Origin of the sequence: Pantoea sp. Ap-870, assembly GCF_011752515.1 — a bacterium.
GTDB classification, from domain to species: Bacteria; Pseudomonadota; Gammaproteobacteria; order Enterobacterales; family Enterobacteriaceae; genus Pantoea; species Pantoea dispersa.
In genome coordinates this window covers 102,837-117,034 of sequence record NZ_VWXG01000004.1, presented here as the reverse complement: position 1 = coordinate 117,034, position 14,198 = coordinate 102,837, and the positions used below count along the sequence as shown (strand labels likewise).

The 14,198-nt window shown below is 56.8% G+C and carries 14 protein-coding genes; 10 read left to right on the top strand and 4 right to left on the bottom strand.

Annotation, left to right across the window (positions count from 1 at the left end; genetic code table 11):
• Nucleotides 1-66: 66 nt before the first annotated feature.
• The 8 genes from murC to secA all read left to right on the top strand — a co-directional run bounded on the left by murC (nt 67) and on the right by secA (nt 10,350).
• Entirely contained in the window at nt 67-1,542 is a 1,476-nt protein-coding gene (gene murC / locus F3J41_RS11730) for a UDP-N-acetylmuramate--L-alanine ligase (protein WP_031279704.1), read from the top strand.
• Nucleotides 1,535-2,455, top strand: coding sequence for a D-alanine--D-alanine ligase (locus F3J41_RS11725; RefSeq protein ID WP_088516651.1), 921 nt, complete (start codon nt 1,535-1,537; stop codon nt 2,453-2,455). Before murC ends, F3J41_RS11725 begins: the two co-directional genes overlap by 8 nt.
• Before the next feature lies 1 nt (nt 2,456).
• The gene (ftsQ, locus tag F3J41_RS11720; RefSeq protein ID WP_104094005.1) at nt 2,457-3,296 is read left to right on the top strand and encodes a cell division protein FtsQ; all 840 of its coding nucleotides are present in this window, start codon (nt 2,457-2,459) and stop codon (nt 3,294-3,296) included.
• Nucleotides 3,293-4,549: a cell division protein FtsA gene (gene ftsA, locus F3J41_RS11715; protein WP_013507861.1), complete on the top strand. Its 1,257-nt coding sequence runs from the start codon at nt 3,293-3,295 to the stop codon at nt 4,547-4,549. Before ftsQ ends, ftsA begins: the two co-directional genes overlap by 4 nt.
• Before the next feature lie 71 nt (nt 4,550-4,620).
• Nucleotides 4,621-5,775: a cell division protein FtsZ gene (gene ftsZ / locus F3J41_RS11710; protein ID WP_021507556.1), complete on the top strand. Its 1,155-nt coding sequence runs from the start codon at nt 4,621-4,623 to the stop codon at nt 5,773-5,775.
• 101 nt (nt 5,776-5,876) lie between these two features.
• Entirely contained in the window at nt 5,877-6,794 is a 918-nt protein-coding gene (lpxC, locus tag F3J41_RS11705) for a UDP-3-O-acyl-N-acetylglucosamine deacetylase (protein ID WP_031279703.1), read from the top strand.
• A 272-nt stretch (nt 6,795-7,066) separates the two neighbouring features.
• Complete coding sequence (gene secM, locus F3J41_RS11700; protein ID WP_058774823.1) at nt 7,067-7,573, top strand: secA translation cis-regulator SecM; 507 nt, start codon at nt 7,067-7,069, stop codon at nt 7,571-7,573.
• A gap of 71 nt (nt 7,574-7,644) precedes the next feature.
• Nucleotides 7,645-10,350, top strand: a complete 2,706-nt coding sequence (secA, locus tag F3J41_RS11695) for a preprotein translocase subunit SecA (RefSeq protein ID WP_058780441.1) — start codon at nt 7,645-7,647, stop codon at nt 10,348-10,350.
• Between the two features lie 40 nt (nt 10,351-10,390).
• Here secA and F3J41_RS11690 read toward each other — a convergent pair whose 3' ends face one another.
• A complete protein-coding gene (locus F3J41_RS11690; protein ID WP_021507552.1) occupies nt 10,391-10,777 on the bottom strand; it encodes a transcriptional regulator in 387 nt (128 codons plus the stop codon).
• 185 nt (nt 10,778-10,962) lie between these two features.
• Here F3J41_RS11690 and mutT point away from each other — a divergent pair, with 185 nt between their 5' ends.
• On the top strand, nt 10,963-11,358 hold the full coding sequence (gene mutT, locus F3J41_RS11685) for an 8-oxo-dGTP diphosphatase MutT (RefSeq protein ID WP_058774821.1): 396 nt from the start codon (nt 10,963-10,965) through the stop codon (nt 11,356-11,358).
• 26 nt (nt 11,359-11,384) lie between these two features.
• On the opposite strand, the gene yacG is transcribed toward mutT, so the two are convergent.
• Genes yacG through coaE form a run of 3 tightly spaced genes read right to left on the bottom strand, consistent with a single transcriptional unit; the run spans nt 11,385 to nt 12,947 of the window.
• Complete coding sequence (gene yacG / locus F3J41_RS11680; RefSeq protein ID WP_058770616.1) at nt 11,385-11,582, bottom strand: DNA gyrase inhibitor YacG; 198 nt, start codon at nt 11,580-11,582, stop codon at nt 11,385-11,387.
• A gap of 8 nt (nt 11,583-11,590) precedes the next feature.
• Nucleotides 11,591-12,334 carry a cell division protein ZapD gene (zapD, locus tag F3J41_RS11675; RefSeq protein WP_058759493.1) on the bottom strand — a complete coding sequence of 248 codons (744 nt, stop codon included), beginning with the start codon at nt 12,332-12,334 and terminating at the stop codon, nt 11,591-11,593.
• Between the two features lie 4 nt (nt 12,335-12,338).
• The gene (coaE, locus tag F3J41_RS11670; RefSeq protein ID WP_021507549.1) at nt 12,339-12,947 is read right to left on the bottom strand and encodes a dephospho-CoA kinase; all 609 of its coding nucleotides are present in this window, start codon (nt 12,945-12,947) and stop codon (nt 12,339-12,341) included.
• Nucleotides 12,948-13,155: 208 nt separating this feature from the next.
• Here coaE and F3J41_RS11665 point away from each other — a divergent pair, with 208 nt between their 5' ends.
• On the top strand, nt 13,156-14,196 hold the full coding sequence (locus F3J41_RS11665) for a GMP reductase (protein ID WP_021507548.1): 1,041 nt from the start codon (nt 13,156-13,158) through the stop codon (nt 14,194-14,196).
• The last annotated feature ends 2 nt before the right edge of the window (nt 14,197-14,198 follow it).

Here is a 14,198-nt window from a genome sequence, read left to right as displayed (position 1 = left end):
ACCGGTCAGTTTGACTGGCCCGCATCTGAATGCAGGTGCAAACGGGAAAACAGGTAACAGAGACAGATGAATACACAACAATTGGCAAAACTGCGTTCTATTGTGCCCGAGATGCGTCGCGTCCGGCACATCCACTTTGTCGGCATCGGCGGTGCCGGCATGGGCGGTATTGCCGAGGTGTTGGCGAACGAAGGCTATCACATTAGCGGCTCCGATCTGGCGCCCAATCCGGTTACGCAGCATCTGGCCTCGCTGGGCGCGACCATTTACTTCAACCATCGCCCGGAAAATGTTACCGACGCCAGCGTCGTCGTGGTTTCCACCGCCGTGGCGCAGGACAACCCGGAGCTGGTGGCGGCGCGTGAGCAGCGTATCCCGGTGATCCGCCGGGCGGAGATGCTGGCTGAGCTGATGCGTTTCCGTCACGGCATCGCGATTGCCGGCACGCACGGTAAAACCACCACCACTGCGATGGTGACCAGTATTTATGCGGAAGGCGGTCTCGATCCGACGTTCGTCAATGGCGGTCTGGTTAAAGCGGCGGGTACGCACGCGCGCCTCGGCAGCAGCCGTTATCTGATTGCGGAAGCGGACGAAAGCGACGCGTCTTTCCTGCATCTGCAACCGATGGTGGCGATTGTCACTAACATCGAAGCGGATCACATGGATACCTATCAGGGCGATTTTGAGAACCTGAAGCAGACGTTTATTAACTTCCTGCACAACCTGCCGTTTTACGGGCGCGCGGTGATGTGCGTGGACGATGTGGTGATTCGCGATCTGATTCCGCGCGTGGGCCGTCAGGTCACCACCTATGGTTTCAGCGACGATGCGGATGTGCGGGTCGAAAACTACGAACAGCGCGGCGCGCAGGGCCACTTCACCCTGATTCGTCAGGACAAGCCGGTGCTGCACGTGACGCTGAATGCGCCGGGTCGCCATAACGCGCTGAACGCCGCGGCAGCCGTGGCGGTTGCCAGCGAAGAGGGCATTGACGACAACGCTATTCTGGCGGCGCTGGAGAGTTTCCAGGGCACCGGTCGACGTTTCGACGTGCTGGGCGAGTTTGACACCGCAGCCGTTAACGGTAAGCCAGGCAGCGCGATGCTGGTCGACGATTATGGCCATCATCCGACCGAAGTGGATGTCACCATCAAAGCGGCGCGCGCCGGCTGGCCAGAGAAAAAGCTGGTGATGGTGTTTCAGCCGCATCGCTATACGCGCACCCGCGACCTGTTCGATGATTTCGCCAATGTGCTGTCGCAGGTGGATGTGTTACTGATGCTGGATGTCTACCCGGCGGGCGAAGCCGCTATTCCGGGCGCGGACAGCCGTTCACTGTGCCGTGCCATCCGCAATCGCGGCAAGGTCGATCCGATTCTGGTCTCCGAGCACGAAGCGCTGCCGGATGCGCTGGCACCGCTGCTGTCCGGCGACGATCTGGTGATTGTGCAGGGCGCCGGCAACATCGGCAAAATTGCCCGCAAGCTGGCTGAGATTCAGCTGCAGCCGGCTCTGAACACGGAGGCGCGCCATGGCTGAGAAAGTCGCGGTATTGATGGGCGGTACCTCCGCCGAGCGCGAGGTGTCACTGATGTCCGGCAGCGCGGTGCTGGCGGGACTGCGCGAGATGGGCATTGATGCGCACGGTGTCGACACCCGTGACGTCTCAGTGCTGGACCTCCCGCAGCAGGGCTTTGCCAAAGCGTTTATCGCACTGCACGGTCGCGGTGGCGAAGATGGCACGCTGCAGGCGCTGCTGGAGTTTCTGCAACTGCCCTACACCGGCAGCGGCGTCATGGCGTCGGCCATCACCATGGATAAACTGCGCAGCAAACTGCTGTGGCAGGGCAGGGGATTGCCGGCGGGCAAATTTGTCTGGCTGACGCGCCAGCAGTATGAGCAGGGGCTGGATGCTGCAGCGCAGGCGTCGATTGACGCGCTCGGACTGCCGCTGTTTGTGAAGCCAAGCTGTGAAGGTTCCAGCGTCGGCATCAGCCGCGTGAACCAGGCGGAAGCGCTGCCAGCCGCGCTGCAGGAGGCGTTTCGCCATGATGATGACGTGCTGGTGGAAGCTTTTCTCAGCGGCGCCGAATACACCGTGGGCATCGTCGGCGACGAAATTCTGCCGTCAATCAGAATTCAGACCGCCAGCGAGTTCTATGACTATGAAGCAAAATACATTTCTGACGATACTCAATACTTCTGCCCGAGCGGCCTGAGTGCGGAGAAAGAGGCGGAACTGCAGACATTAGTGCTGGCCGCGTGGCGCGCGTTAGGCTGCAGCGGCTGGGGACGGGTTGATGTGATGGTCGACGGCGACGGCAACTTCCAGCTGCTGGAAGTGAACACCTCGCCTGGCATGACCAGCCACAGCCTGGTGCCGATGGCGGCAAAGCAGGCGGGATACAGCTTCCCGCAACTGGTGGCGCGCATTCTGGAGCTGGCTGACTGATATGTCTCAGGCGGCACTGCGCGTTAGAAATCGCGAACCTCAGGAGCGTGCGCGCTCCGGACGGAGCAACGGAGCACGGCTGTTTGGCATCGTGTTCCTGCTGCTGGTGATGGGCATCATGGTGGCTGGCGGCCTCGTGGTGCTGAAGTGGATGAATGATGCGTCGCGTCTGCCGCTGTCGAAGCTGGTGGTGACGGGCGAAACCCACTACACCACGCACGATGATATTCGTCAGGCGATTTTATCGCTCGGCGCGCCGGGAACGTTCATGTCGCAGAACGTGGACATTATCCAGCAGCAGATCGAGCGTTTACCGTGGATTAAACAGGTTAGCGTGCGCAAGCAGTGGCCTGATGAGCTGAAGATAAACCTGGTGGAGTACGTCCCGGTGGCACGCTGGAATGACTCGCACATGGTGGACGCCGATGGCGTCTCCTTCAGCGTCCCGGCCAGCCACATCGGCAAAGAGACGTTGCCGATGCTGTATGGTCCGGAAGGCAGTGAGAAAGAGGTATTGGCTGGCTATCACACCATGAGTGATGTGCTGCGGGCCAGTAAGTTTACCCTGAAGGTCGCGTCGATGACGGCGCGGCGCTCGTGGCAGCTGGTGACCAGTGACGATGTGCGCATCGAACTGGGGCGCAGCGACACCATGAAGCGTCTGAACCGTTTTATTGAGCTCTATCCGGAGTTGCAGCAGCAGGGCCAGAGTCAGAACCACCGTATCAGCTATGTTGATCTACGCTATGACTCCGGCGCCGCAGTAGGCTGGGTACCGGCACCGATTGAGCCACAGGACAGTAATCAGCAACAAAACCAGGCACAGGCTAAACCACAATGATCAAGGCAACGGACAGAAAACTGGTAGTAGGACTTGAAATCGGCACTGCGAAGGTCGCCGCCCTGGTTGGGGAAATTCTGCCCGATGGTATGGTCAACATTATTGGCGTCGGCAGCTGCCCGTCCCGCGGTATGGACAAAGGCGGCGTGAACGATCTGGAGTCGGTGGTGAAGTGCGTTCAGCGCGCCATCGACCAGGCGGAATTGATGGCAGACTGCCAGATTTCGTCGGTATACCTTGCTTTATCGGGCAAACATATTAGTTGTCAGAACGAAATCGGGATGGTTCCGATTTCCGAAGAGGAAGTCACTCAGGATGATGTGGAAAACGTGGTGCATACGGCGAAATCCGTTCGCGTGCGCGACGAACATCGTATTCTGCATGTGATTCCACAGGAATACGCCATCGATTATCAGGAAGGCATCAAAAATCCGGTTGGCCTTTCCGGCGTGCGTATGCAGGCCAAGGTGCATCTCATCACCTGCCACAACGATATGGCAAAAAATATCGTGAAAGCCGTTGAACGTTGTGGCCTGAAAGTTGACCAACTGATTTTTGCCGGACTGGCATCCAGTTTTTCGGTGCTGACCGAAGATGAACGTGAGCTGGGAGTCTGTGTTGTTGACATCGGTGGCGGTACAATGGATATCGCGGTGTACACCGGCGGCGCGCTGCGTCATACCAAAGTGATTCCCTATGCCGGGAACGTGGTGACCAGCGATATCGCCTATGCCTTTGGCACACCGCCAACCGACGCCGAAGCGATTAAAGTGCGTCATGGTTGTGCGCTGGGTTCGATTGTCGGCAAAGACGAAAACGTCGAGGTGCCGAGCGTGGGTGGACGTCCGCCGCGCAGCCTGCAGCGCCAGACGCTGGCAGAAGTGATTGAGCCGCGTTACACCGAACTGCTGAATCTGGTGAACGACGAGATTCTGCAACTGCAGGAACAACTGCGTCAGCAGGGCGTGAAGCACCATCTGGCAGCCGGTATTGTGCTGACCGGCGGTGCGGCGCAGATTGAAGGTCTGGCGGCCTGTGCACAGCGGGTGTTCCACACCCAGGTGCGCATCGGTCAGCCGCTTAACATCACCGGCCTGACGGATTATGCGCAGGAGCCGTACTACTCGACGGCGGTTGGCCTGCTGCATTACGGCAAAGAGTCACACATGAACGGTGATGCAGAAACGGAAAAACGTGCTTCAGTGGGCAATTGGTTTAAACGCATCAACAGCTGGCTGAAGAAAGAGTTTTAATTTTTTGAAAAAGGAGATCATCAGGCAATGTTTATGATCTCCAGGCGACAGGCACATAACGGAGAGAAATCATGTTTGAACCTATGGAATTAACCAATGACGCGGTGATTAAAGTCATCGGCGTCGGCGGTGGCGGTGGCAACGCCGTAGAGCACATGGTACGCGAGCGTATCGAAGGTGTGGAATTCTTCGCTGTGAATACCGACGCGCAGGCGTTGCGTAAAACGGCGGTCGGCCAGACGATTCAGATCGGGACCAATATCACCAAAGGTCTCGGTGCGGGTGCTAACCCGGAAGTCGGCCGTACCTCGGCGGAAGAGGATCGCGAAGCACTGCGTTCTGCGCTGGAAGGGGCAGACATGGTGTTTATCGCCGCGGGCATGGGTGGCGGTACCGGTACCGGTGCAGCTCCTGTGGTGGCTGAAGTAGCCAAAGATTTAGGTATCCTGACGGTTGCAGTGGTGACGAAGCCCTTCAACTTCGAAGGGAAAAAACGCATGGCGTTTGCTGAGCAGGGTATCGCTGAGCTGTCTAAGCATGTTGATTCACTGATCACCATTCCTAACGACAAGCTGCTGAAAGTGCTGGGCCGTGGTATCTCTCTGCTGGATGCCTTCGGTGCGGCTAACGACGTGCTGAAAGGTGCGGTGCAGGGTATCGCAGAACTGATTACCCGTCCGGGTTTGATGAACGTCGACTTCGCCGACGTGCGTACCGTGATGTCAGAAATGGGTTACGCGATGATGGGTTCTGGCGTTGCCTGTGGTGAAGACCGTGCTGAAGAAGCGGCCGAAATGGCGATCTCCAGCCCGCTGCTGGAAGATATCGATCTGTCGGGTGCGCGTGGCGTGCTGGTCAACATCACGGCGGGCTTCGACCTGCGCCTGGATGAGTTCGAAACCGTGGGTAACACCATCCGCGCCTTCGCCTCGGACAACGCGACCGTGGTTATCGGTACTTCGCTGGATCCAGAGATGAACGACGAGCTGCGCGTCACCGTGGTGGCGACCGGTATCGGCATGGACAAGCGTCCGGAAATCACTCTGGTGACCAACAAGCCTGCGACTCAGCCGGTCATGGATCATCGCTACCAGCAGCACGGCATGGCGCCGCTGCCGCAGGAGCAGAAACCGGCCGCGAAAGTGGTGAATGACCAGCCAGCGTCATCCAGCAAAGAGCCTGACTATCTTGATATTCCAGCCTTCCTGCGTAAACAGGCAGACTAAGAATATCCTGAGAATTGGGATTCTCCGCTCTTTGTGCTAAAGTATTCGCCCGCCGGTAATTTATACTGGCGGTCGGATGGGTAATATTGCGAGATAATGCGATGATCAAACAAAGGACATTAAAACGTATTGTTCAGGCGACTGGCGTCGGTTTGCATACCGGCAAAAAAGTCACGCTGACTTTACGCCCTGCGTCGGCTAATACCGGGGTCATCTATCGTCGCACTGACTTGAATCCACCGGTTGATTTTCCGGCTGATGCAAAATACGTGCGCGACACCATGCTGAGTACCTGCCTGGTGAATGATGAAGGCGTGCGTATTTCGACGGTTGAACACCTGAATGCTGCATTGGCAGGTCTGGGTATCGACAACATTATTGTTGAAGTCGATGCGCCAGAAATTCCGATTATGGATGGCAGTGCCGCGCCTTTTGTTTATTTGCTGATGGATGCCGGTGTCGAAGAGCTGAACAGCGCGAAGAAATTCGTGCGCGTGAAGCAAACGGTACGGGTAGAAGATGGCGATAAGTGGGCCGAGATTAAACCGTACAACGGTTTTTCACTCGACTTCACCATCGACTTCAAACATCCGGCGATCGACTCAAGCTCGCAGCGTTACCAGCTCAATTTCTCGGCTGAATCCTTTGTGCGTCAGATTAGCCGTGCGCGCACCTTCGGCTTTATGCGTGAAATCGAATATCTGCAGTCTAAAGGCCTGTGCCTGGGCGGTAGTTTAGATTGTGCGATTGGCCTCGATGACTTCCGCGTATTGAATGAAGATGGCCTGCGCTTTGAAGATGAGTTCGTGCGTCACAAAATGCTGGACGCCATCGGCGACCTGTTCATGTGTGGTCATAACGTGATTGGCGCATTCTCTGCGTTCAAGTCCGGCCATGCGCTGAACAACAAACTGTTGCAGGCGGTGCTGGCGAAACAGGAAGCCTGGGAATGGGCGACCTTCGAAGACGAAGCTGAACTGCCACTGGCCTTCAAAGCGCCAAATTTAGTGCTGGCTTAATTAGTCAGCCATCAAACGGCGGGCTTCCCTGACACCCTCTCCGGTCAGTGGAACCCGCCGTTTTTTATTGCCTGCCGCTGGCGCTGTAATCCCGCTCGCAAAACCCTGTTGTCAGCGACCAAACCCTGCGCAAAAAAACGTGAAATCCGCCGTAAGCCCTTTAATCCCTGATGTCGAAGCCCCACATAAGTGCTATTATCTGGCGCTCATGTAAGCAGGGTGCGTAACGCAACTCTGGCTTAGCGCTTAATGACTGGCATGATGGACGAAAGGTGATCGGGATTTTCTCACGCTGGCGACAACTCGGCAGACGCTATTTCTGGCCTCATCTCCTGTTGGGAATGGTGGCGGCCAGTCTCGGCCTGCCTGCCTGTGCACAAAGCGCAGAGCCCACCAGCAGCGATTCGCCGGTCAGCAGCCTGTTTACCGGCAAGGTGGTGCGGTTTGATCACCTGATTCGCCTGCAGGAAAGCGCGCGCCGTCCCAGTTTCAACGTTGATTACTGGCATCAGCACGCCATCCGCACCGTCATTCGCCATCTCTCATTCAGCATGACGCCGCCCGCAACAGCGGAAGCGGAACATGCATTGCCGCTGGCGGCGCAAAAGCTGGCTCTGATTGACTCGCTGCAGGCGCTGCTGACTTCACCCGCGCAACCTTTAGCCACGATGGCACCGCCGTCGCGAGCGCATCATGTTTCGCCCAACGTTCACTCTTCTGCTGACTGGCAGGCTGCTATTCATGGCATCCGCGCCGGACCTTTCATTGCTCAAAGCTAACGTTATTTTCCTGTTTCTGTTTTTTGCCTTTGCAGCCCGTATTGTTACGGCTGAATTGAGATAAATTTATTATGTTAATCAAATTGTTAACGAAAGTTTTTGGTAGCAGCAATGATCGTACTCTGCGCCGCATGCGTAAAGTGGTCGATGTCATCAACAAGATGGAGCCGGAGTTCGTCAAACTGTCTGACGACGAACTGAAAGCGAAAACCGATCAATTCCGCGAGCGCCTGAAAAAAGGTGAAACGCTGGAGAGCCTGATTCCCGAAGCCTTCGCCACCGTGCGTGAAGCCAGTAAGCGCGTGTTTGGCATGCGCCACTTTGACGTGCAGCTGATCGGCGGCATGGTGCTCAACGAACGCTGCATCGCGGAGATGCGCACCGGTGAGGGTAAAACCCTGACTGCGACGCTGCCGGCTTACCTGAACGCGCTGAGCGGCAAGGGCGTGCACGTTGTGACCGTCAACGACTATCTGGCGCAGCGTGACGCCGAAAACAACCGCCCGCTGTTTGAGTTCCTTGGTCTGACAGTCGGTATCAACCTGCCGGGCATGCCGGCAGTGGCTAAGCGCGCTGCCTATGCAGCCGATATCACCTACGGCACCAACAACGAATACGGCTTCGATTATCTGCGCGACAACATGGCCTTCAGTCCGGAAGAGCGCGTACAGCGTAAACTGCACTATGCGCTGGTGGATGAGGTGGACTCGATCCTGATCGATGAAGCGCGTACGCCGCTGATTATCTCGGGTCCGGCCGAAGACAGCTCCGATCTCTACATCAAGGTTAACAAAATCATCCCACACCTGGTGCGCCAGGAAAAAGAAGACTCGGATAACTTCCAGGGCGAAGGTGACTTCTGGGTAGATGAAAAAGCCCGTCAGGCGCACATGACCGAACGCGGTCTGGTGAAAGTGGAAGAGCTGCTGGTCAGTCAGGGCATCATGGATGAGGGCGAATCACTCTACTCGCCGACCAACATCATGCTGATGCACCACGTGACGGCAGCACTGCGCGCCCATGCACTGTTCACCCGCGACGTTGACTACATCGTGAAGGACGGCGAGGTGATCATCGTTGATGAACACACCGGTCGTACCATGCAGGGACGTCGCTGGTCTGATGGCCTGCACCAGGCGGTCGAAGCCAAAGAGGGTGTGGAGATCCAGAATGAAAACCAGACGCTGGCTTCCATCACCTTCCAGAACTACTTCCGTATCTACGAGAAACTGGCCGGTATGACCGGTACCGCTGATACTGAAGCGTTTGAATTCAGCTCCATCTACAAGCTCGATACCATCGTGGTGCCGACCAACCGTCCGATGGTGCGTAAAGATATGGCCGATCTGGTCTACATGACCGAGAAAGAGAAGATTGACGCCATTATTGAAGATATTCGTACCTGTACGGCTAACGGGCAGCCGGTACTGGTGGGCACCATCTCGATTGAAAAATCGGAAGTGGTATCCCAGGAGCTGACGCGCGCGGGTATCAAGCACAGCGTACTGAACGCCAAATTCCACGCCAGCGAAGCGGATATCGTGGCGCAGGCAGGTCAGCCAGCCGCGGTAACCATCGCGACCAACATGGCCGGTCGTGGTACGGACATCATGCTCGGCGGTAGCTGGCAGGCGGAAGTGGCCGCGCTGGAAAACCCGACGGAAGAGCAGATTGAAGTCATCAAGGCGGCGTGGAAACTGCGCCATGATGCGGTGCTGGCGGCAGGCGGTCTGCACATTATCGGTACCGAACGCCACGAATCACGCCGTATCGATAACCAGCTGCGCGGCCGTGCGGGCCGTCAGGGTGACGCCGGTTCTTCGCGCTTCTATCTGTCGATGGAAGATGCGCTGATGCGTATTTTTGCCTCCGATCGTGTGTCCAACATGATGCGTAAGCTGGGTATGAAGCCGGGTGAAGCGATTGAGCATCCGTGGGTAACCAAAGCAATTGCTAATGCGCAGCGCAAAGTGGAAAGCCGCAACTTCGATATCCGTAAACAGCTGCTGGAATACGATGACGTCGCTAACGATCAGCGCCGCGCCATTTACAGCCAGCGTAACGAACTGCTGGATGTCTCTGACGTTTCGGACACCATCAACAGCATCCGCGAAGATGTGTTCAAAGCCACTATCGACACTTACATTCCGCCGCAGTCGCTGGAAGAGATGTGGGATGTTCCGGGGCTGGAAGAGCGTCTGCGCAATGATTTCGATCTGGATCTGCCGATTGCTGAGTGGCTGGATAAAGAGCCGGATCTGCATGAAGAGACGCTGCGTGAGCGCATCATGAGCCGCGCCAGCGAAAACTATGCGGCGAAAGAAGAAGTGGTCGGCGCAGAAATGATGCGCAACTTCGAAAAAGGCGTGATGCTGCAAACGCTCGACTCGCTGTGGAAAGAGCATCTGGCGGCGATGGACTATCTGCGTCAGGGTATCCATCTGCGTGGCTATGCGCAGAAGGATCCGAAGCAGGAGTACAAACGTGAATCTTTCGCCATGTTTGCCGCGATGCTGGAGTCGCTGAAGTACGAAGTGATCAGCACCCTGAGCAAAGTGCAGGTGCGGATGCCGGAAGAAGTGGAAGCGATGGAGCAGCAGCGTCGTGAAGAAGCAGAGCGCCTGGCACAGCAGCAGCAGCTCAGTCACGTCGATGACGACACCGCAGCGGCCGCTGCACTGGCGGCACAGGGCGGTGAGCGGAAAGTGGGACGTAACGATCCGTGCCCATGCGGCTCAGGTAAAAAATACAAACAGTGTCACGGTCGTCTGGCCTGATAACAAAAAGGAGCCCGCGGGCTCCTTTTTCTTTGGCTGATTAGCGGGTAATCGCCATCAGCTTCTCCTCATTCAGCCGCACGCCATGATAGGGCAGCGTAACCAGCAGCCCATCCGGCAAACCATAGCGTTTCAGCAACGCCCGGCTCTGAAACAGCAATTGGTGATAGTTGTTGTCGCTGATCCCCGGATAGCTCTCATTCCATACCGTGGCAATAATCTGCCGTTTCGACGTGATGCGCAGCAGCAGGCAGGAGAAGAAGCGCTTCTGCGCTTCATTAAGCGGGATGGTCTTCTGTTCTGGCCACCAGGTTAAGGTGTTTTGCGCGCTGTCGAGCGTCAGGATGTCGTGAAAAACCAAATGGCGTAAGGTATTCATCTGTTTCTGTGCGTCTTGCGCCAGAAACGTTGTTAGTTTGCGTTCCATGTGTAGTCGGCCTGGCTAGAGTAAAGTGGCTGCGAGTATTCCCAACATGGCGCCGTGCGATCATTACGACCTGTCTTAATAACTGGAATCTGTGCGACAGGATCGCGGTGAAGCCGACAGCAGTTAACATCGTCCGGCGTCTGCTTTAAAATCAGCGCTCACTCACTACAAGCGGAATCCAGCTTATGAAACACCTGCAGGTTGCGGTGGGCATCATTCGCAATGCCAGTCGTCAGATCTTTCTTGCCCAGCGCGCAGCAAGCTCGCACATGGCCAACAAATGGGAGTTCCCGGGCGGAAAAATTGAACAGCACGAAAGCGCAGAACAGGCGTTAAAACGTGAGCTGATGGAAGAAACCGGTATTGAAGTGACGGCGGCGAAAGCGATTGGTCAGGCCGACCACAGTTACGATGACCTGCGTGTTACGCTGCATTTCTTCCTGGTGGAGGGCTGGCAGGGTGAGCCGTGGGGACGCGAAGGTCAGCCGCAGCGTTGGGTCGAGCAGCGTGATTTGCTGGCCGATGAATTTCCACCTGCCAACCACGCCCTGATTGCCCGCTTAGTGGCGGGCGAGATTTAAACTCAGGGGCTGCGTGCCCCTGCCGATTACGGCTGCTCTTCACTCCAGTCGTCACTCTCCGTCATGTCTCCGCTGCTGGGAATGCGTTTCTCTTCAGCGGCCCACTCACCCAGATCGATCAACTGACAGCGTTTGCTGCAAAACGGGCGCCACGGGCTGAGTTCATCCCACATCACGGCTTTACCGCAGTTGGGGCAAGGTACGGTAATCATCTCTTCCTGCATAACATCCTCTAACAACAGGCTAATTCAAAATTCAGTCGCGCCGGCACTTCACCGCGTTCGCTATCGAGCGGTAAAAAGCGGATGGCATAGCGGCTTTTATGACCAGAGACCTGCGGATAGAGCGCATCTTCCAGCGTCAGCTGCAGGCGCAGCAGGTCGGACCCTTCGGCGTTATCCTGATAAAAGCCGTTGAGGCTGGTCTGATGGCGAAACACGCCTGACTGACGAATCAGGTTGAGGATCATCGTCAGGCTGTTGCGCAGCGGATCGAGCGAGGCCAGCCAGCTATTCACCAGGGTATCGCGCAGCGCCTGTGGCTGGTGCAGCCAGATGTGTAAACCCGGCAGATCAAAACTGCAGCAGCCGCCGGGAATGCTCAGGCGCTGACGTACGGAGGCAATCAACCGGTCTTCGCGCAGCTGCTGACCCATGCGCGGCGCGGCCATCAGCTCGCTGGATTGCTGCTTCAGCTGTTCGCGCAGCTGGCTGACGGTGTGTTCATCGACACCCGGCACATCCAGCCAGGCACGCAGTTTTTGCTGCTGACGCTCCAGCTCTTTTAACAGCTCGGTGCGCATATCGCCGCGTTCGAAGATATCCAGCAGGTCGCCAATAATACGAAACACACCCAATGCCGCAACCGAGCTGTTGACCGGCAGCGTTTCGTGCAGCTGGTTGATCAAAAACTCCACGCGCAGCCAGGTGCGCATTTTCTCATTCAATGGGTGTTCAAACAGAACCACTGTGCTCATGATATTAATCCCGTCCGGTTGCTGCCAGGCGCAAATAGCGCTGGTGAAGTTCAGCAACGCGCGGCAAAGCCTGTTCCGGCGTGCCACTGTTATCAATGATGTCATCCGCGCAGGCTAAACGCTGCTGACGGCTGGCCTGCGCGGCAAGAATCCGTTGCGCCTGGCTGAGAGAGATACCATCACGCTGGCGGGTGCGCTGCAGCTGCGTGGCCTCATCGACATCCACGACTAATACCCGATCAGCCTGATGCTGCAGACCATTTTCTACCAGCAGCGGCACTACCCACATGACGTAAGGCGAAGCTGCCTGCGCCTTCAGCTGCTGGGTACGGGCGTTAATCAGCGGATGCAACAGTTGATTGAGCCAGTTTTTCTCTTGCGGCTGCTGGAAAATAATTTCCCGCAAACGCGCGCGATAAAGCGTGCCTTCTGCGGTCAGAATCGATTCTCCGTGGCGTTTCACAATCGCACTGAGCGCAGGTGTGCCCGGTTCAACCACCTCGCGGGCAATCACATCGGCATCTATGATGTCGACGTTCAGCGCGGCAAAAGCATCAGCAATGGTGCTTTTACCACTACCAATGCCGCCGGTCAGTGCAACGGTAAAAGGCATAGCGTTCTCTCAACATTTTTCTCATCTGCCGCAGCGTGATGAGAGCCCGATCACAATCGGTTTTCTCAGCTAAATTTAACGGATTGTAGCTTAAATAAAGTGAAATTCGCAGTCTTGTCGCGGAACGAATGGCGCGTATGATAACGACACTGGAGCCGTGAGCGCTACCCGAACTGCGGTTCGTCGTCACTAACCAGGACACTCTGCTATGCGTATCGAAGAAGATGTAAAACTGGGCTTTAAAGATGTATTGATCCGCCCGAAACGCTCCACGCTGAAAAGCCGTTCCGAGGTTGAGCTGGAACGCACGTTCACCTTCAAACATTCAGGCCTCGCCTGGTCCGGCGTTCCGGTGATTGCCGCCAACATGGATACCGTCGGCACCTTTACCATGGCCGAAGCGCTGGCAGGCTTTAACGTGCTGACCGCCGTTCACAAGCACTACAGTGTTGAAGCGTGGCAGACCTTTATCCAGCGCGTACCGGCTACAGTGCTCAGCCACGTGATGGTCTCCACCGGGACCTCAGAAGCAGATTTCACAAAGTTAAGCGCGATCCTCGCGCTGTCGCCCCAGCTCAATTTTATCTGTATTGATGTGGCAAACGGCTACTCCGAGCACTTTGTTGCCTTCCTGCAGCGCGCGCGGGAAAGCTTCCCGGGGAAAACCATTTGTGCCGGGAATGTGGTGACCGGTGAAATGGTCGAAGAGCTGATTCTGTCCGGTGCCGACATTGTGAAGGTGGGAATCGGCCCGGGATCGGTCTGCACCACGCGCGTCAAAACCGGCGTTGGCTATCCGCAACTCTCTGCGGTGATTGAGTGTGCTGATGCGGCGCACGGCCTCGGTGGGCAGATTGTCAGTGACGGCGGTTGCGCCGTGCCGGGCGATATCGCCAAGGCGTTCGGCGGCGGCGCTGACTTCGTGATGCTCGGCGGCATGCTGGCGGCACACGATGAGTGCGAAGGCACTCTTGTTGAAGAGCAGGGCGAGCAGTTCATGCTGTTCTACGGCATGAGCTCCGAATCCGCGATGAAACGTCATGTAGGCGGTGTGGCGGGCTACCGCGCCGCAGAAGGTAAAACCGTTCGTCTGCCGCTGCGTGGACCGGTCGCGGAGACGGTGAAGGATATCCTCGGCGGGCTGCGTTCGGCCTGTACTTACGTCGGCGCAGAGCGCCTGAAAGAGCTGACCAAACGCACCACCTTTATTCGTGTGGCAGAGCAGGAAAACCGCGTCTTTAACCGCTGATG

Excerpts from the sequence above, each read along its gene's own strand:
- mutT (WP_058774821.1), top strand. The coding sequence starts at position 10,963 with ATGAAACACCTGCAGGTTGCGGTGGGCATCATTCGCAATGCCAGTCGT.
- ftsA (WP_013507861.1), top strand. The coding sequence starts at position 3,293 with ATGATCAAGGCAACGGACAGAAAACTGGTAGTAGGACTTGAAATCGGC.
- ftsZ (WP_021507556.1), top strand. The coding sequence starts at position 4,621 with ATGTTTGAACCTATGGAATTAACCAATGACGCGGTGATTAAAGTCATC.
- F3J41_RS11690 (WP_021507552.1), bottom strand. The coding sequence starts at position 10,777 with ATGGAACGCAAACTAACAACGTTTCTGGCGCAAGACGCACAGAAACAG.
- murC (WP_031279704.1), top strand. The coding sequence starts at position 67 with ATGAATACACAACAATTGGCAAAACTGCGTTCTATTGTGCCCGAGATG.
- coaE (WP_021507549.1), bottom strand. The coding sequence starts at position 12,947 with ATGCCTTTTACCGTTGCACTGACCGGCGGCATTGGTAGTGGTAAAAGC.
- F3J41_RS11725 (WP_088516651.1), top strand. The coding sequence starts at position 1,535 with ATGGCTGAGAAAGTCGCGGTATTGATGGGCGGTACCTCCGCCGAGCGC.
- ftsQ (WP_104094005.1), top strand. The coding sequence starts at position 2,457 with ATGTCTCAGGCGGCACTGCGCGTTAGAAATCGCGAACCTCAGGAGCGT.
- secA (WP_058780441.1), top strand. The coding sequence starts at position 7,645 with ATGTTAATCAAATTGTTAACGAAAGTTTTTGGTAGCAGCAATGATCGT.
- F3J41_RS11665 (WP_021507548.1), top strand. The coding sequence starts at position 13,156 with ATGCGTATCGAAGAAGATGTAAAACTGGGCTTTAAAGATGTATTGATC.
- zapD (WP_058759493.1), bottom strand. The coding sequence starts at position 12,334 with ATGAGCACAGTGGTTCTGTTTGAACACCCATTGAATGAGAAAATGCGC.
- lpxC (WP_031279703.1), top strand. The coding sequence starts at position 5,877 with ATGATCAAACAAAGGACATTAAAACGTATTGTTCAGGCGACTGGCGTC.
- yacG (WP_058770616.1), bottom strand. The coding sequence starts at position 11,582 with ATGCAGGAAGAGATGATTACCGTACCTTGCCCCAACTGCGGTAAAGCC.